We start from the raw sequence: 18,404 nt of genomic DNA on the forward strand, positions 1-18,404 counted from the left end.
GCGCGGCCTAGTTGGACGCGAGGAGCTTCAGCTCCGGGTGGGCGGTGCCGCCCTCGATGGCGGTGGAGGAGATGTGGGAGACCACGCGGTCGTCGGCGGGGTCGTCCGCCGGGTCGTCGTGCACCACGAGGTGCTCGTACGTCGTCGACCGCTGGGCGGGCACCCGGCCCGCCTTGCGGATCAGGTCGATGATCTCCAGCCGGTTGGAGCGGTGCCTGGCGCCGGCGGACGACACCACGTTCTCCTCGAGCATGATCGAGCCGAGGTCGTCCGCGCCGTAGTGCAGGGAGAGCTGGCCGACCTCCTTGCCCGTGGTCAGCCAGGAGCCCTGGATGTGGGCCACGTTGTCGAGGAAGACGCGGGCGATGGCGATCATCCGCAGGTACTCGAAGATCGTGGCCTGGGTGCGGCCCTTCAGGTGGTTGTTCTCGGGCTGGTAGGTGTACGGGATGAAGGCGCGGAAGCCGCCCGTGCGGTCCTGCACGTCCCGGATCATCCGCAGGTGCTCGATGCGCTCGGCGTTGGTCTCGCCGGTGCCCATCAGCATGGTGGAGGTGGACTCGACGCCCAGGTTGTGCGCGATCTCCATGATCTCCAGCCAGCGCTCGCCGGACTCCTTCAGCGGCGCGATGGCCTTGCGCGGCCGCTCGGGCAGCAGCTCGGCGCCGGCCCCGGCGAAGGAGTCGAGTCCGGCCGCGTGGATCCGGGTGATCGCCTCCTCGACGCTCACCCCCGAGATCCGCGCCATGTGCTCGACCTCGCTCGCCCCCAGGCTGTGGATGACGAGCTGCGGGAACTCCTTCTTGATGGCGGCGAAGTGCTTCTCGTAGTACTCCACGCCGTAGTCCGGGTGGTGGCCGCCCTGGAACATGATCTGCGTGCCGCCCAGCTCGACCGTCTCGGCGCAGCGGCGCAGGATGTCGTCGAGGTCGCGGGTCCAGCCCTTGGCGGTGTCCTTGGGGGCGGCGTAGAAGGCGCAGAACCTGCACGCCGTGACGCACACGTTCGTGTAGTTGATGTTCCGCTCGATGATGTACGTCGCGATGTGCTCGGTCCCGGCGTACTTCCGCCTGCGGACGGCGTCGGCGGCGGCGCCCAGCGCGTGCAGCGGGGCGTCGCGGTAGAGGACGAGCGCCTCTTCGGGGGTGATCCGCCCACCGGCGGCAGCACGGTCGAGGATGGGCTGAAGGTCGGCCTTCTCGGTCACCGGGCGTCCCTTTCGACAGGGTGTGGACGGACCGATCCAGCGTACGCCAGGGGTCCCGGGCCGCTGACGTCAGGCCGCGTACGCCCCGATCAGCAACCCCGCGAGGGCCCCGCTGATCAGGAAAGGACCGAACGGGATCGCCGTCTTGCGCCCCGCCTTCCGGGCGACGACGAGGACACCCCCGTACAGCGCCCCGAACAGGAACCCGGCGAAGGTGCCGAGCATGACGGCCGGCCAGCCGTACCAGCCGAGGACGGCGCCCGCGCCCAGGGCGAGCTTCACGTCGCCGAAGCCCATGCCGTTCGGGTTGATCAGGAACAGCACGAAGTACCCGGCGCCGAGCGCGAGCGCGCCCAGCAGGGCCGTCGTCCACTCCCCCGCGTGCTCGGGGACGAGGGCGATCGGCCCCAGCAGGACGAGCGCGGCACCGGCGAAGGGCAGGGTGAGCGGGTCGGGCAGCCGCTGCACCCGGAAGTCGACGACCGCGAGCAGCACGCCGACGGGCGCGAGCAGCAGCCACACCGCCAGCTCGGGCCGGGCCCCGGTGGCGGCGGCGAGGGCGGCGCAGACCAGGACGGTGGCGAGGACGGGAGCGGCGCCCGGTCCGTACGCCGGCCCCGCGCACCGCCCGCACCTGGCCCGTCCGAGCCAGCCCGTGACGGGATGCCCCGCCGGACACGCCGTGCGCCACTCCTGCCCCGACGGGACGGAGAACCGGTAGGCCGCGCGCGGCAGCACCGCGCCCGCCGCCGCGCCCCACAGCGCGGCGGTGACGATCAGCGAGACGTACAGGCCGTCGCTCATCCCCCGGACCGCTCCTCCCCCGGACCGCTCATCCGGCTGCCGCGACCGCGTCGCGCCACGTCGGCAGCAGTTCGTCGAGCAGTGCCTCGGTGCGCGGCGGCAGCCCGCGGGCGCCGCTGCGGCCGACGAGGTCGGCGGCGAGGGCGGTCAGCCGCTCGGGATCGCCGAGGGAGTGGGTGGCGCGCAGCAGCTCGTGCCACAGCCGCTCGTCGGCCGGGGCGGTGCGCAGCGCCGCGTTCAGCGCCTCGATGGCCTTCTCCGCGCGGTTCTTCTCCAGGTGGAACTCGCAGAGCGCGAGCCCGGTGTCCGCGACGAGCAGCGGGAGCTGGGCGTCGACGATCTCGTGGGTGAGCCAGCGGTAGCGGCCCTCGGGCCGGTCGGCGAGCAGCGGCCCGCGCACCAGCACCAGCGCGTCGGTGAGCAGCCGCCCGCGCACGGCCCGGCTGTCGACGCCCCGGCCCTGGGTGGCCTCGTGGTACAGCGACCGCAGCACGTCCAGGTCGGAGACGACGGACTTGGCGAGGGTGAGCCGCCCGGTGTCGTCCGTGCCGAGGCGGGGCGTGCCGTCGGGGTCGGTCCCGAGCCAGGTCCGCAGCCGCTCGACGAGCGCCTCGCGCACGTCGTCGGTGACGCCGCGCGGCCACAGCGCGGAGGACAGCACGCGCGGGTGCACGCCCTCGCGGTGCAGGAGCAGCAGCGCGAGCGCCTCGTGGAGCAGGGCGCTGCGCTCGCCGTCCGGGGTGTCGAGCCCGATGATCTCGTACGGGCCGACCAGGCGGGCGTAGACCGCCGGCCGCCCCTGCTCGCTGATGTCGACCAGGAACGGCGGGGTGTTGCCCGGTCCGTCGGGGCCGCGCTCGGGATCGGCCTCGACGAACAGCTCCACCACCGCGCGCTGTTGGGCGGGGGGCAGCAGCTGGGCGTCGAGTTCGAGGCCGAGCAGCGGGGCGAGCAGCTTGCCCTCGCCGGTGATCTCCATCTCCCAGGCGGCGCCCGGCAGATCGCCGCTCCCGGTGCCGACGAGGTAGCCGATGCCGAGGCGGCTCGCGTCGGCGGCCAGCTCGGCGAGCCGGAGCGCGTCCTCGGCGGACGGCTCGGCGGCGAGCAGCACCAGGTGCGGGGCCCAACGGGTGTGCTGGGCCGGACCGGTGCGTCCGGTGAGGACGGAGTCGTGCCCGGCGGCGCCGAGCGCGCCCCGCCGCTGCCGCGTCTCTGCCTCCATGGTCTCGAGCAGCGCCTCGACGCCGTCGAGGTGGCGCAGCCGGTTGGGCGCGAGCGGGGTGAGGTCCTCGCCGAACCCGACGAGCGTGATGGTCATCCGGTCCGACCACCCGTTGGTGGCCAGCTCGGCGGCGACGGACGCGAACACGGCGGCCCGGTCCTCCTCGCGGCCGCTCAGCGAGACGATGCCGGGCACCGACTCCAGGTTGAGCAGCAGCCGCGAGTCGTCCATGGTGCCGAGGCTGACGAGCCCCGGGTAGGGGGCGGCGGTGTCGGCGTCCTCGTACCGCTCGGCGTCGTCCTTGGCGAGCATCCAGAACGTCTGGTCCTGGCCGAGCTGCCAGGGCGCCGGCGGCTTCCCGGAGGGCTGGGCGAGCTGGAGGTGCAGGTCCCCGTTGCTGAGCCAGGCCGCGTAGACGGTCGGCAGGGGCCGCGACTCGGCGGTGAGGGCGGCGGCGAGCCCGCGCAACGACCGGTCGAGCAGCCGTACGCCCTCGGGGTCGGCGCCGACGAGCAGCGCGTCCTGCGCGTCCTGGGCGTCCCCGGTCGGCGTGGGCGGCTCCATCCCGCGCCGCCCGCCGATGCCTCCGAACGCCGACTGCCACAGCGCCTGCCGGCGCCGGTGCCCGAGGGCGCCGAGGAGGCCGGCGGCGAGGAGCGGGGCGGCGAGGAGGGCCTCGGGCAGCCCGAAGGAGGAGGTGGAGGAGGCGGGGGCGTCCTGGGCGGGGGCGGCGTGCTGCCGGTCGGGGGCAGCGGGCTGCCGGTGGCCCGCGTCGTCGGCGGCGGGCGCGGGCCGCTGCTCGGGCACCAGGACGTGGGCGGCGCCCCCGCCGCCCTGGGCCTGGGCGTGGTCGCCGGTCTCGGCGTAGTCGTGGATCTGCTGCCGCACCTCCGGCGAGACCTCGGGTGCCTCGTCGGGCATCTCGACGAGGTCGCCGCCGCGGGCGTCGCCGGGCATCTCCATGATCCAGCCGGGCCGGATCAGGCTGGCCTCGGAGAGCCTGGAACCGTCCGGCTGGATACGGTCCTTGTTGAGGTCGAAGATCTCCTTGTACCGGCGTCCGTCACCGAGGTGCCGCTCGGCGATCTCCCAGAGGGAGTCGTGGTGGCGCCCCTCGGGCGGCTGGATCCGGTAGAACTTCGTGTCCCCCCGCTTGGCGGTGCCGCCCCCCGCGTCGGCGTGCGCGGCGGCGTGGGACGCCTGCTCCGCGAGGGCGGCCGCGGCACCGGCGGCCCGCTCCTGCTGCTGGGCGAAGATCCCCGGCGTCTGCTGGGCGGCGGCGACGGTGGGGCGCTGGTTCCCCTCGAGGCTCTGCCCGAGCTGGCTCAGCCCCGGCGTGAAGCTGCCCGCGGCGGCGCCGACGAGCAGCAGCGCGGCGACGAGCTGCCGGGCGAGCAGCTGACTGGGCCCGGCCCCCGGCACCCGCCCCGGCACGCCGACCCCGGACAGCGCGGCCTTCATCTCGACGAGCACGCAGGCGGTGAACTGGGCCCAGGCGAGCCAGACGACGAAGGTGAGGATGTCCAGGAAGGTCGAGACGGAGAGGTCCGCCCTGAGCCACTCCATCGGCTCGAACGAGCTCGGGAGCGGCCAGCCGGCCGCCGTGGCCAGCGCGAGCGGCACCCCGACGACCAGGACGAGCAGCGCGACGAGGGCGAGGAACGCCTTGACGAAGTCCCCGAACGTCCGCCGCCGCACCCGCACCGGCTGCGGCGTCCGGTTCCGCGGAGCGGCGGAACCGGCGTCCGTCGAGCTTGACGAGCTGGAACTGCGGCGTCGCGGCATGGCGGGTGTCCTGGGTCCTGTGTGGGAGGAGTTGGGTGAGGTGGTGGAGGGCGTACTGAGCCTACCGAGATCTTATTGACTCGAACGGACGCCGTCGAAGGGCGGAGCCACCCCTCTTCCGCCCGGCGCCCTCCGCAGGATCCCGCCGTTCGCAACCGTCACGGCACACTCCTCACGTTCCCCACACGATCCGCCGTTACCTCACAAGTAGCCGCTGTCTGCTCCTGATGGCTTCGTTCTCCGCTGCACACAGCCGACACCAGGGTGGAACATCCGCGGCCCGCCGGCCCCTGCCCGTCACCGCAGCCGCGCTCACCGCGACGGCGGCACTGCTCCCCTCCGCCTGCGGCGGGGACGGCGACGAGCCGTCCGACGACACCGAGGGGGCGGGCACGGGGGTGTGGCAGACCGTGCCGACCGCGTCGAAGAAGAGGGGCGGGTGTTCCTGATGCGGTGGCTGACGAAGCGGCGCAACGCCTGGTCGAGTGGGTCACCATGCTCATCGTCCTTACCGCCGTCGGAACTTCCGTGTTTCTCAGTACAGGCCGGGGGAAATGAGGTGCGAGGCGCCGAGCGGACCTGCCAGGGCGAGGACTACCAGGGCCGTGGCCGCGGTCAGGCTGACGAGGAAAATGAAGACGGCGAAGATCAGTGTGCCGGTGGTGCCGCGGCCGACCTGTGCCTTCGTCCTGCCTTCCGGGTCGTAAAGGATCTCCACTTGCTCCGCGTGCTCGGACGTACCCGTGAGCTGGTGGACCCGGCCCTCCAGGTCGGTGAACTCATAGGCACCGGCGTACAGCCGCCGGCCTTCGACGAGGACGCCGTGGTTGCGCAGCCGCCACGTCTCCCGTGTGAACCCCCAGCCCCCGTACACGAAGTGGCGCAGTGGTATCGCGAGGGAACCGAACAACCAGCACACCAACGCGACGTACCACTCGTACGCGCCGAGGACACCGGCGGTCAGCATCGCCGCGGCCGCCAGCAGGTAGAGGGTCACGGCGACGCGTGAGGCGGTCCGGCGCCGGCCGGCGGGCGGTTTCGCGACCGGTGTCTCGGTCACCAGCAGGGTGCCGTCGGCTCTGGGTTCGGCCGAGTCCCGGACGGGCAGTTTCCGCTGGAGTGCGTCGGTGAAGGCCCGCACCGCCGGGGCGCTGCGGCCGTGTACCGTCCAGGACGTCGGACGGATCGTCCGCGGCGCGGTGAGCACGACGGCGAAGCCACGTTTGCCGGATCCAAGGGTCTCTATCCGTTCGATGCCGGTGATCGGTATGCGCCTGTTGAAGTCCGGTGTCTTCAGGACCAGCGAGCTCTGCTCGAGCCGCGCCTCGAAGCCGCGGCGGCGTCCGGGCAGGATCACCGCGGAGGCCGCTTCCGAGACTGTGCTCGCGTCGGAGGACGGGCCCGCCGTCTCGTCCGAAGTCATGGAAGGAGATTAGAGCAGCCCGGGTGAGGCTCAGGCAGTCGCCGGGCTCGCCCCGACGGTATGGCAACGGGGCCTATGCCGGCGCGCTGGCGTCCAGTGCGACGTGCTGGGGGATCACAGGTGCCGTCGACCGCCGGTGGCTCCGGACCTCATCGCGTGGACCGGTCGTTCTCGGAGTGGCCACCGATCGGTGGCGGGGCGGGCGTCCGCACCGCGCGAGGTTCCTGTGCCGTTGAGAGAGGTGCTCGACATCTCGACTCATCAGCTCGGAAGCCTCATTGGTTGTCCGTCCTGCCGCACTCGACCTGCCTCACGCCCCGGTCGAGTGGGTAACCGTGCTCATCGTCACCCGTGAGGGCGGCCGCCGCGGCAAGCTCCCGCCGCACCAGCGCGCTCTCGTCGCCCTGGTCTACCTGCGCCGGCACGACCCACTCGCGCAGATCGCCGCCGGCTTCGGCACATCCGTCGGCACCGCCCACGCGTACGTGACGGCCGTCATCGGTCGCCTGCCCCGGCGGGCGCCCGGACTGCTGCGGGTGCTGCGGGAGGCCGGTCACACGGCGGTGCTGCCGCAGGCGTGCGGACAGGAAGCCCGAGGCGGAGCTGGACACGTCGACGCCGGACGGGTGGACAAGCGTGCGAAGCCTCTGGTGGAGACGGTCCTCCTGGTCGAGAACCCGTCTGCCAGGGACTCCACCTCGTTGCCGGCCCAACGTCCGATCTCCCGCCGTAAGTCGGAAAAGGCTCATGGTCCGGGAGCAGCGACACCAGAAGGAGGTCCGATGATTCGCCCTGTCGGATTCTTCACCGGGCTCGCGCCCGGGTGGGGGCTTCCCGAGGAGGGTTCGATCAGGGATGCGGTCAGGCCCACGGGGGAGCCGGACGAGCAGGGCATTCTGGACTACCTGCGGAACGGCACCGAGATCTGGAGCGAAACGAGTGCCGGACCGAGAAGCTCTTCGAGAGCTACCGGGACGACATCGGCGACGGCAGCGTCAACGACGCGCTCGCCGACATGTCGGACGCCGTCGTCCGCGGGTTCGAGGAACTCGAGGACGGACTCGCCCGGCAGGTCGACGAGAAGACGAAGGTCGAGGACAAGCGAAAGAACAAAGGGGACAGGGGCGGCACGTGAGCCGGGTCCGGGGACGCCGAAGGCCCCGGCCGCAGCGGTCCGGGGCCCCCGTTCACGCGCCGTCGGCGCGCGTCCGCGACGCGGATCAGTACATGGTGGTGCGCGCCTGGCCGGCCGCCGAGACGCCGTCGAGCGTCACCGAGCCGCCGAGACCGGCGGAGATGCCGACGGGGCCGGCCTCGGCGTAGAGACCCGCACCGCCGTCCGCGGTGACGGCCACGCCGGCGGCGAGGCCGACGGCGCCCGCCTGGCCACCGGACACGTTGTCCAGGTCCGCGTCGGAGATTTCGGCCGTTTCGACCTGGGGGACGAGGTTCATGGCAGGCCTTTCCCTTCGTATCAACGATTGCAGCGGCGGATTTCGCCCGGAGCCCGGAGCGGAACGAACCGGGGCTGATCACCGGCGAGCCGCGCACCGATCAAAACACGCCGGAGAGGAACCGGCCACCGGCGCACCGTCGACGCGTGCTTTCCCGGCGCCACCGAATTCACCGGTGTGGCAATACGGTCATGGAACGGGCCCGTGTCTTCACGTTATCCGCCGGTTCCCGGAGGCCCCGGTCCCCGCGCACCGCGTTTCCGGGCGTCCCCTCCCCCTCACCCCGGTCTCCGTACGACCTTCCGGTGAACGGTGTGCAGGTCCGAGGGATGTTTCGGGGCAGCCGGGGGCGGAGGGCCGGCCGGGCCTCAGCCCACCAGGTTCTCCGCGACCGCCTGCCCGCGGACCGTCACGTCGCCGCCGTAGAACAGGCCCGTGAACACCGGTGAGTACGTCAACTGCACCTCGACCTCGACCGCTTCCGCGTTCGCCGCCACGCAGTGGGTCGCCGCGATGTCCGGGCCGGACATGTCCATCTCGCGGGCGAAGGCCTTCACCCGGGCGTCACAGTTCTCGTAGTTGATCGGTGCCGGGCCGCCCTCGTTGTCGTAGAGGGCCTCGCGGTCGATGTCCTGGGCGGCGTAACGGGCCGCCTGCTCCGCGATGTCGGCCGCCCGCTCCCGCTTGGAGATGGACATGCCGCCGTCGATCACGAACGCCGCGAGCGACAGGAACACGAGCGCGAAGAGGATGACCGCGCCCGCGCCCGATCCCCGGTCGTCCAGCCGGACCCGGCGGGCCGACAGCCAGGTCCTCATCGGTACGCGTGCCCTCACGCCGTCCTCCGGTACGGGTCCAGCGGTGAGCTGAAGCTGGCGGACAGGGTCGTCGGGATGTCCAGGCCCAGCATGGCCAGGCCCCGCACCTCGCAGCTCACCTCGACCGAGAAGAGGGTGTCGGGTTCGAATCCCTGGCTGGTCTGCACGACGGTCACCGGGCCCGAGCAGACGTCGGCGAGGTTCGCCTCCGCCGCCTTGCGCGCCTCGGCCATCGCCGTCGCGTGGTCCTTCTGGATGGAGCCCGCACGGGCCGCGTCCCGGGCGGCGCCGTCCAACGCGCCGCGCCCGTCGACCAGTTGCCCGAACGCCACCAGCACCAGGATGAACAGGATCATCACCGGCGCGAGGATGACCACCTCGACGGTGGACATGCCCCGGTCACCGCACGGTTCCGGCCGGCCGTCCCGCGGGCGGAACCTCATCTAGTTCTCCCCCTCCTGCACGAACCGTTCCACCGGCCCCACCGACTGCGCGTGCACCGTCAGGTCCAGGCCCGGGAACACCGTCGGGACGCGCGCCGTGATCTCCACGCCCACCGTGTCCTGCTCCGGCTGGAGCGTCCTCACGTCCGGCGCCAGCACCAGCTGCGGGCCCAGCTGCCGGATGTAGCTGTCCACCACGTTCTGCGCCTCGCCCCGCCAGCCGCCCGGCTGGTCGTGGGCCGTCGCACGCGCCTTGCGCGCCCCCGCCTGCGCCGCCGCCTGTGCGACGTGGTCGGCGAAGAAGTACAGCGCGAACTGCACCGTCGCGAAGATCATGAAGAACAGGATCGGCGTGAGGAACACGAACTCGATCGCGGTCACGCCGGACTCGCCGCGGGCGGAGGCGGCCTCCACCCGTCGGCGTACCCAGCGGCTTACGCGCACCGGCATTCCCGTGGACCCCGTAGCAGTCGTGCCGGCGGTCAGCAGGTGCTGCCCGCGTCCGCGCCCTTGATGCAGTCGCCGACCTTGTTCGCGCCCTCGCTCAGCGCGGCGTTGATGATCGCGGCCACCACGCCGACGATCGCCACGACGACCGCCGAGATGATGACCCACTCCACCGCGGAGGCGCCGCGGTCCAGTTCGCCGGAACGGGCGCGCTCCACGCGGGCCCGCAGGAAGGTGACCAGGAAGTCCACGGCGGGAACGCCGGTGTGGAAGGTACGTCCGTTCATGACGCGTTGTCCTCTCGAATTCGGTTCACGGAAAAGACGTAGGGCTCAGGGCTCACGGTTCTCACACCTGGAACACCCGCATCGCCGCCGGGAAGATCAGGAACACGAGGAACCCCGCGCACAGCAGCAGCTGCGCCACGAGCATCGACTGGGACTTCTCGCCCGCGCTGCCCTCGATCTCGGCGAGCTCGCGGTGACGCATGGTCTCGGCGCGGGAGGCGAGGGACTCGCGCACCTTGGCGCCGTCGTCGGCGACCAGGGCGAGGGAGGCGGAGAGGTCCTTCAGCTCCTCCACGCCCAGCTCCTCCCCGAGCTGCCCCAGTGCCTGCCACTGGCTGATGCCGGTGATCCGGGCGTCCGCGAGGGCGTTGCGGATGCGCTGCGTCGCCCACCCGTCGGACACCTCGGCCGCCGCCATCAGCGCCTCGGGCAGACCCCGGCCGCCGGCCAGGCTCATCGACACCAGGTCCAGGTACGCGCCGATCACCCGGCGCAGGTCGCGCCGCTTCTCCGCGGCGTCCCGGCGCACCTCCAGGTCGGGCAGGAGGAAGAACACGGTCGCGCACAGCAGGGCGAGCCAGACCGGGATGATCGGGCTGTCGCCGAAGCCGAGCGTCCAGACGACCGCGAAGAGGAACGGCCCGAAGAACAGGCCCGTCACCGCCAGCAGCGCCTTCGTCGCCAGGAACTTCTCCCAGCTGCGCTCCAGCACCGCCAGGTCCGCGCGCAGCGAGCGCTGCTCCCAGCCCTGCTGCAGGTAGAACTCGGCGACCCGCGCACCCACTTCGGCCCTCAGCGAGCCGAAGCGGCCGGTGTCCTCCCGCGTCGTGCGCGCCGACTCGTACGCCGTCCCGCGGGCCCGCATCGCGTCGATCCGGGCGACCTGGGAGAGGGCGCTGCGCTTGGTCGGCATCAGCGCGCGGACCAGGGCGTAGACGCCCAGTCCGATGACCGCGCCGACGACCACCGGCATCGTCAGGTCGTCGCTCACCGGCGTACCCCCTCTTCCTGCTGGAGCGGCGCCTGCTGCGACGGGGCGCCGGGGACGGGCGTGCGGGGACGGACCAGCCGGACCGCCGACTCGTCGCGCACCAGGAAGCGTTCGGGCGTCTCGATGGTGGACAGCTTGCGCAGCCACCAGAAACCGAGGGCGAACAGGCCGCAGACGCAGGCGAGGACGAGCTGGCCGACGGCCGTGCCGTACGGCTCGACGAAGTCGCGGTTGAAGACGGACAGTCCGAGGACGAACGCGATCGACACGGCGACGACGATCTGCACCGAGCGCCGGGTGGACGCCCGCTGCGCCATCACGCGCTGCCGCATGTCGACCTCCTCGCGCGCCGACTTGGCGAGCGCGCCGAGCACCTGCCGCAGACCGGGGCCGCGCAGCCGGGCGTTGAGGATGAGCGCGGCGACGATGATGTCGGCGGAGGCGTCGTCGATCTCGTCGGCGAGCTGCTGGAGCGCCTCGGGCAGCGGGGTGCGGGCGCGCAGCCGGTCGACGAGCGCGTCGAGGTGCGGGCGCAGGACGGGGGCGGCGGCCCGGGCGGACGCCGGGATGGCCTGCTCCAGGCCGACCGCGCCGGCGATGGTGTCGCGCAGCGACTCGGTCCAGGAGGCCAGCGCCTCCACGCGCCGCATCGCGGCCCGTTCCTCGGCGGCGCCGCCGAAGAGGCGGTCCCAGAAGAAGACGAGGACGGCGGCCGCGGCACCCGCGACCGTCCAGCGGGTCAGCAGCAGCACGACGAGTCCGACGATCGCGGCGAGGGAGCCGCGCCGGCCGGCGAACCGGATCAGCTCGCCCGCCCGTTCGCCCGCCTTCTGCTTCTCGTGCTCGGGCTTGGCCGGCAGTCCGCGCACGGCGACGGCCAGCAGGGCCAGTCCGCCGCCGACCGCGACGCCGGACGCGAGCGCGTAGAGGACGGTGGTGGAGAACAGCCCGCCCATGGAGCCGAGCGAGTCGAGCGCGGCGAGGGGGAGGGTCGTGCGGTTCATCGGATCACCCCCACGTTCCGCTGGGCCGGTAGCCGTGTGCCATCAGTTCCTCCAGGCAGGCTATGGGGGCGTGCGGCACGACCCGGCCGTCGGGGGCCTCCGCGAACACCTCGCTGGACAGCACGCGGCCGTCGACGCCGTTGACCTCGCGGACGGAGGTGACCATGCGCTGGAGGCGGCCGCCGCTCTGGAAGCCGTTGCGCCGCTGGATGAAGACGACGAAGTTCACCGCGCCCGCGATCAGCATCTGGCTGGCCTCGATGGGCAGCCGCTCCGACGCCTGCAGGGCGTAGGTGGAGATGCGGTTGAAGACCTCGCTGGAGCTGTTGGCGTGGATCGTGGACAGCGAACCGTCGTTGCCCTGGGACATCGCGTTCAGCATGGTCACGATCTCGTCGCCGAGCACCTCGCCGACGATGACGCGGGAGGGGTTCATGCGCAGCGACCGCCGCACCAGTTCCGCCATGGAGATGGCGCCCTGCCCCTCGGAGTTGGGCAGCCGCTCCTCGAACGCCACGACGTTGGGGTGGAGGTCGGGGAAGGTGTCGAGCCCGAGCTCCAGGGCCCGCTCCACGGTGATGAGCCGCTCGTGCGGCGGGATCTCGTTGGCGAGGGCCCGCAGCAGCGTGGTCTTGCCGGCGTTGGTGGCGCCGGCGATCATGATGTTCTTGCGGGCGCGCACCGCGCAGGCGAGGAAGTGCCCCAGCTCCGGTGTGAGCGTGCCGTTCCCGACCAGGTCGGAGATGAACACCTTGCCCATGCGCGCGCGGCGGATGGACAGCGCGGGCCGCCGCGCCACGTCCATGACGGCCGACAGGCGCGAGCCGTCCGGCAGCCGCAGGTCGAGCTGGGGGTTGGCGGAGTCGAAGGGCCGGGACGACAGACCCGAGTACGCGCCGAGCACCTGGATGAGCTCGATGAGCTCCTCGTCGGTCTCGGCGACGGGCTCGCCGCGCACCTCACGGCCGTCGGAGTAGCCGACGAACACCTGGTCGCAGCCGTTGATGTCGATGTTCTCGACCTCGGGGTCGTCGAGCAGCGGCTGGAGCCGGCCGACGCCGAACAGCGCGGCGTGCACGGCCGCCGCGTACTGCTCCTCGGTCTCGGCGTCCAGCGGCGTACGGCCCGCGTTGATCTCGGCGCGGGCGTACTCCTCGAGTATCTGGGCTATGACGGCGCGGGCGTACTGCCGCTCGTCCTCGGTGGACATCGGCGTGACGCCGTTGACCTGGTCGAGGCGGCGCTGTTCGGCGATCCGGTCGCCGGCGTCCTGGCGGAACCGCTTGACCAGCTGGTGGTCGACAGCGGTCATCGGCCGGCTCCGGCGTGACCGCTCGCCTGGCCATGGTGCGTCTGCTGGGGCTGGTGCACCTGCCGGGGCTGGTGCGCCTGCTGGGCCTGGGCGGACGCGGCCCAGGCGGCGCCGTACTGCTGGTACAGGTCGGCGGTCACCTTGCGGGCGGAACGGATCAGCAGCGACTTGTCGAGCCGTCCGCGCCTGCGTCCGGCCAGCTGCTCGGCGCCGGCCGGGTCGTCGGCGAGGGTGCCGACCACCCGGGCGCCGGTCTGGGCGTGCACGAGCATGTCGTTGACCTGCGACGCGAGCTTGGCGGCGGTGCCGGTGTCGGCGATCAGGACGACGCCGATCATCGGGTTGCCCAGGCTCGCGGCACCGCGCGGCCCGCCGTGCAGCTTGCCGGCCAGGGCGGCGGCGCGGTCCCGCACCCGGGCGAGCGCCTCCGGCTCGGTGCGCGAGATCAGCAGCACGAGGGCGGCGTGCGGGAACAGCTCGACGGCCGGGGTGTCCCCGCTGATCCGCCCGCAGTCGGCGATGACGTCGGCGGGCGCGTGCGGGGAGTCGGCGAGCGAGGCGAAGGCGTGCCCGAGGGTCGGCCACAGCCCGGTGAGCCCGGCGGCCTGCTCGGCGATGCCGAGCCCGACGAGCACCTCCAGTCCGCCGCTCAAGGGCTGCACGTGGTCCCAGAGTTGGTCGGGCACGAGCCCGCGCCGGGCCGTGGCCGCGATGGACAGCATCCCGGTGTTGGGATTGAGCGGCCCGCCGTGCGCGGCGGCGCTGCGGTAGACGAGGTCACCGCCCGCCGGGTCGGTCTCGGCGAGCAGCACGCGCCGCGGCCAGACCGCCGCGAGGGCGACGGCCGCGGTGGTGACGCCGGGGGAACCCTTGTCGGCGGCGAGGGCGATGAGGGCCATGGGTGGGGTGCCGCCTTCTAGTTGCCAGGAACGAGGACGAGCGCCACCTCGCCGTTGGAGGCGGCCTGGGTGAGTTCGGCGGCCTCGGCGCTGTCGACGAGCAGCGTCACGGGCCGGTTGGTGCTGCTGACGATGTCGCCGCTCTTCGTGGGCTGGACGTAGTCCACGCGCGCCCGGTCCACGATCAGGGAGTCGCCGCCACCGGTGGCGGAGGAGCCGGCGGCGTCGTCGGAGTCGGAACCGGACCGGGCGGTGCCGCCGACGCGGTAGGCGGCGACGACGTCACCCGCCTTCAGGCCGGTCGGGTACTGCCCCTCCTTGAGGGAGAGACCGACGAGCGCCTTGCCCTCCGGGACGCTGGCCTCCTTGCCGAACATCTCCCCGACGGGGACGACGCCGGCGGGGATCGTGCTGACGGCCTTGAGCTTCTTCAGGGCGTCCAGCTTCGTCCACTCGATGTAGTGGACGCCCGGATCCTCGGCGACCATGACGGGCTCGGTGTTGGCGTCGGTGACCGACTGCCCCGCGGGGACCTCCTTCGTGATCTTCACGACCTCGATCCGCTCCCCGGCCTGCAGCACGAGCATCGTGGCCCCGAGCGCACCGACGAGGACCAGCAGGACGGCGAGTGCGGCCAGCGCCGGTTTGCGCTCGCGGGGCGGCGTGGGAAGCCGGTCACCGACCGACGGCTGAGCCGGAGCGGCGGAACGACCGGCGCCCGCCCCCGTACGCTCTTGGATCTTCACGCAACCGCTCCCCGTACACCCAAGAAATTGTCTGCCAAGTTCCCTGAAATTCCAGACACTTCACCCACGCCCGCTCGCGCACGGACATGCGGGGCATGCGGGACGCGCCGGATTTACCCGCCCGACCTGGGCGGATAACCAACGCTGGGGTGAGTGTCAAGCGATCGCACCGTATCAGCCACCCATAAGCCCCTCAAGGCGGACCTCGCCCCAGGAGCCCCTTCACCGACACCGTTACCCACCAGCAACTTGAGCCGTGAACAACCCTGTTGGCCGCTACCCCGAGATCCAGGTCACACCCTGTGCGGGAGCGAACCGACGAGCGGCCCAACCGGCCACCGCAGGAGCCCGGTTCGTCACACGTCACCCATGATGCCCGCACGATTCGCTCACGAGGACGCCGACGGCCCGTGCCATGATCTTCGCTCGGACCGGTGACGGGACGTACGGGGACACGGGGGACCCAGGGGTGACGGAAGCGCAGACGGCGCCGGTTCCCGCCGTCCACAGGACTCGATCGACCTCAAGGAGCCACCCATGAAGCGAGCCGTCACGCTCGCCGCCTCCACCCTCTCCCTCCTCTCCCTCGCCACGCTCACCGCGTGCGGCGGTGACGGGGAACCGGACAACGCGACCGGCGAGCCCAGGCCCTCCGCGTCCCGTGCCGAGCGGCCCACGCCCGAGCAGCAGCTCGCGAAGCTCATGGTCACCGAGGCGGACGTCGCCGGGTACGAGGTGACGGAACCCTCCGACGACTTCGTCCTCGCCGGGTCCACGGACGAGGTCACGCTGGACGAGCCGGCCTGCGCACCCCTGGCGTACGCGATGAACCAGCTCCCCCTGGGCGAACCGGAGGCAGATCTCACGCGAGTCGTCGAGACGGAGAAGTACGGCGACACCGACACCTACGTCACGCTGACCGCCTACGCGGCGGGCGGTGCGAAGGCGGCCCTGGCCGACCTGCGCGAGGCGGTGGACGCCTGCGGTTCCGGCTTCACCGCCGAGGCTGACGGCACCAGCGCCTACGACTCGGTCACCGCCGAGGAGCCGACGGACCGGGCCGGCGACGAGACCGTCGCCTTCGCGTCGACGACGACCTTCCGCGGCGCGGGCCACACCCTCCACACCCAGGCCACCCGCAGCGGCGACGTCCTCGCCGTCTTCTTCTCGGTCAACGGCATGGCCATCGCCAACGCCTCACCCAGCGACGCGGAGCTCCCGCCGCCGGTGGTGAAGGCACAGAACGCGAAGCTGGGGTGAGGCGCGGATGACCACGGCCATGTCCCACGCACCGCGCCGGCCCCGCTCCCGGACCCCGCGCACCGCCCACCGCCTGCTCCTCCTCTGCCTCTGCGCCCTGGCCGCGTTCCTCGCCGCCGTGCCCCAGGCCCGCGCGGCGACCGACGCCCCGGCCACCGCACGGGCGGCCTACCTGGCCGACCGCCTGCGCGAGAACCCCGTCCACATCACCGACCAGCTGCCCCGCGCCCTCCCGCGGTCCACCGCCCCCGACTTCGCCCGCCTGGCCGAGCGCACCGGCGTCCCCACGTACGTCATCGCGCTGCCCGGCCAGAGCCTGTACGCGAGCAGGGAGCTCCTCACCGCGGTGCACGACCGCCTCGGCCGCGACGGGCTGTACGTCCTGCTCGACGAGACGATGGTCGTGGCGGCCGCCGCCCACGGAGTGCGCGTCCCCGCGGAGCACGCGGCGACCGTCGTCCGCTACGAGCTCCCCTACGACGCGGGCCCCCTCCTCAGCTTCGAACGCTTCGTGGAGGTCGTCACGCAGGGGCCCGAGGAGGCCGCGGCACGCGCGCAGGCGGCACGCGAACGGTACGCCGACGCGGAACCCGCGGACCTGTACATCGGCCCGTCGGACCGCCGCAACCAGTCGCTCCTGACGGGCGTCGTGCTCACCGGCGTACCCCTGTCGATCCTGTTCCTGGTCCCGTACGTACGCCGCCGTCGGCACGGCCCGCCACCCACGAACCGCAAGAAGGGACGCACCGCTCACCCCGCCAGCGGGCCCGCGCGTCCTCTCTGGCGTCGTCTCGCGCTCCCCGCCGTCGCTCTGGCCACAGCCGTCGCGATCGCCGTCACCGCACCGCTGGTCTTCGACCAGACCCGCAGCAGCGCGGCTGCCACGCCCTCCCCCGCCGACCTCTCCGCACGCGTCGAACGGGTCGCGGCCGCCCTGGTCCGGGACCCGGTCTACCAGGACCCGGAAAGCCCACGCACGCTGGACTCGGCGCAGCTCTCCCGCCTGCGCGACCGCATCGACCGGTTCGCGAAGTCGGAGGGCGGCGGGCCGGTGTTCGTCACGCTCGTGCCGCACATGCCGGAGGACGAGTCCACCGGTATCGAGGAACTGTTCGCCGCCGCGGTCCACGCCGAACTGGACGAAGACGGCGTGTACGTCGTCGCCGACCCGCTGAGCGGCTACATCGACGTCTTCAACCACGGTCTCCGGCTGGACAGCTACGACCTCCTCTCCGACCTCCCCGATTCCATCTCGTACGGGACGGACGAGGCGGGCAGGGCCGAGGACCACCTCTTGGGCGAACGCCTCGACGCCCTCATGACGTACCTCGACAAGTCGCCCCGGACCGAGGAGCCGACCACCAGCGGCAAGCCGCTGCCCGCGCCCAGCCCCGCCGAGGAACACGCCCTCCCGCCGCTCTTCGCCACCGACTTCTGGCCGGGCCTGATGGCCGGCGCCCTCGCGGCCCTGCTGCTGCGCGGCGTGGTGGCCTGGACGTGGACGGCCGTCGCCAAGGTGCGACGGCGGCTCGGCTGAAGCCGGGACCGTCATGTTCGCCCCGACTTCACCGCCCGTCGTACCGCCGGTCCCACTCGCTCTGCCGCACGCTGCCCCAGGTGCCCATGAGGACAGCCACCAGGAACAGGGCCGCGAGCATCCCTCCGTACGAGCTCGCACCCTGGTCCTCCGTCGGGCCGGCAATGCCTTCCGGGTCGTACCGCACCCGCAGCTCGTCCCCCTTCGAGACCCAGTCCTCGCAGCCGCCGCCCTCCGGGAGCGAAGGGGAGATCGTGCGGCCGTCCGTCGTGCGCAGGTCGCAGTGGTTGGTTCCGGAATCGTCCATGCTCACGACCACGGCATCGGTCCACCTGCCCCGGTCCGCAAGGGCGGCCTGATCACCGGCGGCGTTCCCGAACACTCCCATGGCCACCCCGGCGATCAGAGGAACGCAGAGTTGCCACGCCACCTTCCGCTTCTTGCGCGGCACCCGGCGCAACAGCAGCACGGGTACCAGCAGCGTCGCCAACGGGAGCACCAGGACGGCGAGGATCATCCCCACGCCCCGCACCGGAGCCGGCAAGGGCGCGACGGGCCCGAGCCAAGCGAGTCCCAGCGAACCACCGGCGCACACCAGGTTGAACAACAGCCACCGGATCAGGTCCACCCGCTGTCTGGTGTCCTCCCCCACACGGGTTGCCCGGACGGCAGCCCCGGACGCGCTCTTCGTCACTCAGCCCTCCCTCTCCTCGCCCGCCGCGATCCTGCGCCCAGCTCGCTTCTCGAACTCACGCCTTCACCACG

Annotated in this window: 17 protein-coding genes and 2 pseudogenes; 3 read left to right on the top strand and 16 right to left on the bottom strand. The window is 72.5% G+C overall.

Annotation, left to right across the window (positions count from 1 at the left end; all coding sequences use genetic code 11):
- Window positions 1-7: 7 nt before the first annotated feature.
- The 4 genes from mqnC to FHS37_RS39230 all read right to left on the bottom strand — a co-directional run bounded on the left by mqnC (window position 8) and on the right by FHS37_RS39230 (window position 6,441).
- On the bottom strand, window positions 8-1,207 hold the full coding sequence (gene mqnC / locus FHS37_RS08690; protein ID WP_184818691.1) for a cyclic dehypoxanthinyl futalosine synthase: 1,200 nt from the start codon (window positions 1,205-1,207) through the stop codon (window positions 8-10).
- Window positions 1,208-1,276: 69 nt separating this feature from the next.
- Window positions 1,277-2,011 (bottom strand): prepilin peptidase, encoded by a 735-nt coding sequence (locus FHS37_RS08695; RefSeq protein ID WP_184818693.1) that lies wholly within the window; start codon window positions 2,009-2,011, stop codon window positions 1,277-1,279.
- Between the two features lie 28 nt (window positions 2,012-2,039).
- Window positions 2,040-5,018: a BTAD domain-containing putative transcriptional regulator gene (locus FHS37_RS08700; RefSeq protein ID WP_184818695.1), complete on the bottom strand. Its 2,979-nt coding sequence runs from the start codon at window positions 5,016-5,018 to the stop codon at window positions 2,040-2,042.
- Between the two features lie 535 nt (window positions 5,019-5,553).
- Complete coding sequence (locus FHS37_RS39230; RefSeq protein ID WP_229889776.1) at window positions 5,554-6,441, bottom strand: hypothetical protein; 888 nt, start codon at window positions 6,439-6,441, stop codon at window positions 5,554-5,556.
- Window positions 6,442-6,719: 278 nt separating this feature from the next.
- On the opposite strand from FHS37_RS39230, the pseudogene FHS37_RS08710 reads away from it, so the two are divergent.
- Window positions 6,720-7,010, top strand: a pseudogene (locus FHS37_RS08710) (helix-turn-helix domain-containing protein); the annotation flags it as partial.
- Here FHS37_RS08710 and FHS37_RS40980 read toward each other — a convergent pair.
- The 11 genes and pseudogenes from FHS37_RS40980 to FHS37_RS08765 form a co-directional block, all read right to left on the bottom strand.
- Window positions 6,960-7,076 (bottom strand): annotated as a pseudogene (locus FHS37_RS40980) (IS5/IS1182 family transposase); the annotation flags it as partial. The pseudogenes FHS37_RS08710 and FHS37_RS40980 overlap by 51 nt on opposite strands.
- Window positions 7,077-7,661: 585 nt before the next feature.
- A complete protein-coding gene (locus tag FHS37_RS08720) occupies window positions 7,662-7,895 on the bottom strand; it encodes a hypothetical protein (protein WP_184818697.1) in 234 nt (77 codons plus the stop codon).
- A 368-nt stretch (window positions 7,896-8,263) separates the two neighbouring features.
- Window positions 8,264-8,713, bottom strand: coding sequence for a Tad domain-containing protein (locus tag FHS37_RS08725; RefSeq protein ID WP_184818850.1), 450 nt, complete (start codon window positions 8,711-8,713; stop codon window positions 8,264-8,266).
- Window positions 8,714-8,727: 14 nt separating this feature from the next.
- Window positions 8,728-9,156: a TadE/TadG family type IV pilus assembly protein gene (locus FHS37_RS08730; protein WP_184818699.1), complete on the bottom strand. Its 429-nt coding sequence runs from the start codon at window positions 9,154-9,156 to the stop codon at window positions 8,728-8,730.
- Complete coding sequence (locus FHS37_RS08735; RefSeq protein ID WP_184818701.1) at window positions 9,157-9,606, bottom strand: TadE/TadG family type IV pilus assembly protein; 450 nt, start codon at window positions 9,604-9,606, stop codon at window positions 9,157-9,159.
- Between the two features lie 32 nt (window positions 9,607-9,638).
- Window positions 9,639-9,890, bottom strand: a complete 252-nt coding sequence (locus tag FHS37_RS08740; protein WP_184818703.1) for a hypothetical protein — start codon at window positions 9,888-9,890, stop codon at window positions 9,639-9,641.
- 61 nt (window positions 9,891-9,951) lie between these two features.
- Window positions 9,952-10,863: a type II secretion system F family protein gene (locus tag FHS37_RS08745; RefSeq protein WP_184818852.1), complete on the bottom strand. Its 912-nt coding sequence runs from the start codon at window positions 10,861-10,863 to the stop codon at window positions 9,952-9,954.
- A 14-nt stretch (window positions 10,864-10,877) separates the two neighbouring features.
- Entirely contained in the window at window positions 10,878-11,885 is a 1,008-nt protein-coding gene (locus FHS37_RS08750; RefSeq protein WP_229889775.1) for a type II secretion system F family protein, read from the bottom strand.
- A gap of 4 nt (window positions 11,886-11,889) precedes the next feature.
- On the bottom strand, window positions 11,890-13,197 hold the full coding sequence (locus tag FHS37_RS08755; protein ID WP_184818705.1) for a TadA family conjugal transfer-associated ATPase: 1,308 nt from the start codon (window positions 13,195-13,197) through the stop codon (window positions 11,890-11,892).
- Window positions 13,194-14,096 carry a hypothetical protein gene (locus tag FHS37_RS08760; protein ID WP_229889774.1) on the bottom strand — a complete coding sequence of 301 codons (903 nt, stop codon included), beginning with the start codon at window positions 14,094-14,096 and terminating at the stop codon, window positions 13,194-13,196. Before FHS37_RS08760 ends, FHS37_RS08755 begins: the two co-directional genes overlap by 4 nt.
- Before the next feature lie 17 nt (window positions 14,097-14,113).
- Window positions 14,114-14,842, bottom strand: a complete 729-nt coding sequence (locus FHS37_RS08765; RefSeq protein ID WP_184818707.1) for a CpaB family protein — start codon at window positions 14,840-14,842, stop codon at window positions 14,114-14,116.
- A gap of 537 nt (window positions 14,843-15,379) precedes the next feature.
- Here FHS37_RS08765 and FHS37_RS08770 point away from each other — a divergent pair.
- Entirely contained in the window at window positions 15,380-16,102 is a 723-nt protein-coding gene (locus FHS37_RS08770; protein ID WP_184818709.1) for a hypothetical protein, read from the top strand.
- A 7-nt stretch (window positions 16,103-16,109) separates the two neighbouring features.
- Window positions 16,110-17,639 carry a hypothetical protein gene (locus FHS37_RS08775; RefSeq protein ID WP_184818711.1) on the top strand — a complete coding sequence of 510 codons (1,530 nt, stop codon included), beginning with the start codon at window positions 16,110-16,112 and terminating at the stop codon, window positions 17,637-17,639.
- Window positions 17,640-17,667: 28 nt separating this feature from the next.
- Here FHS37_RS08775 and FHS37_RS08780 read toward each other — a convergent pair whose 3' ends face one another.
- Window positions 17,668-18,333: a hypothetical protein gene (locus tag FHS37_RS08780; protein ID WP_229889773.1), complete on the bottom strand. Its 666-nt coding sequence runs from the start codon at window positions 18,331-18,333 to the stop codon at window positions 17,668-17,670.
- Window positions 18,334-18,404: the final 71 nt, after the last annotated feature.

Source organism: Streptomyces griseomycini (genome assembly GCF_014203535.1).
Lineage (GTDB): Bacteria > Actinomycetota > Actinomycetes > Streptomycetales > Streptomycetaceae > Streptomyces > Streptomyces griseomycini.

Coding starts and splice junctions, on each gene's coding strand:
- FHS37_RS08775 (WP_184818711.1), top strand. CDS start 16,110: ATGACCACGGCCATGTCCCACGCACCGCGCCGGCCCCGCTCCCGGACC.
- FHS37_RS08700 (WP_184818695.1), bottom strand. CDS start 5,018: ATGCCGCGACGCCGCAGTTCCAGCTCGTCAAGCTCGACGGACGCCGGT.
- FHS37_RS08720 (WP_184818697.1), bottom strand. CDS start 7,895: ATGAACCTCGTCCCCCAGGTCGAAACGGCCGAAATCTCCGACGCGGAC.
- FHS37_RS39230 (WP_229889776.1), bottom strand. CDS start 6,441: ATGACTTCGGACGAGACGGCGGGCCCGTCCTCCGACGCGAGCACAGTC.
- FHS37_RS08745 (WP_184818852.1), bottom strand. CDS start 10,863: ATGCCGGTGGTCGTCGGCGCGGTCATCGGACTGGGCGTCTACGCCCTG.
- FHS37_RS08770 (WP_184818709.1), top strand. CDS start 15,380: ATGAAGCGAGCCGTCACGCTCGCCGCCTCCACCCTCTCCCTCCTCTCC.
- FHS37_RS08695 (WP_184818693.1), bottom strand. CDS start 2,011: ATGAGCGACGGCCTGTACGTCTCGCTGATCGTCACCGCCGCGCTGTGG.
- FHS37_RS08755 (WP_184818705.1), bottom strand. CDS start 13,197: ATGACCGCTGTCGACCACCAGCTGGTCAAGCGGTTCCGCCAGGACGCC.
- FHS37_RS08760 (WP_229889774.1), bottom strand. CDS start 14,096: ATGGCCCTCATCGCCCTCGCCGCCGACAAGGGTTCCCCCGGCGTCACC.
- FHS37_RS08730 (WP_184818699.1), bottom strand. CDS start 9,156: ATGAGGTTCCGCCCGCGGGACGGCCGGCCGGAACCGTGCGGTGACCGG.
- FHS37_RS08740 (WP_184818703.1), bottom strand. CDS start 9,890: ATGAACGGACGTACCTTCCACACCGGCGTTCCCGCCGTGGACTTCCTG.
- FHS37_RS08725 (WP_184818850.1), bottom strand. CDS start 8,713: ATGAGGACCTGGCTGTCGGCCCGCCGGGTCCGGCTGGACGACCGGGGA.
- FHS37_RS08735 (WP_184818701.1), bottom strand. CDS start 9,606: ATGCCGGTGCGCGTAAGCCGCTGGGTACGCCGACGGGTGGAGGCCGCC.
- FHS37_RS08750 (WP_229889775.1), bottom strand. CDS start 11,885: ATGAACCGCACGACCCTCCCCCTCGCCGCGCTCGACTCGCTCGGCTCC.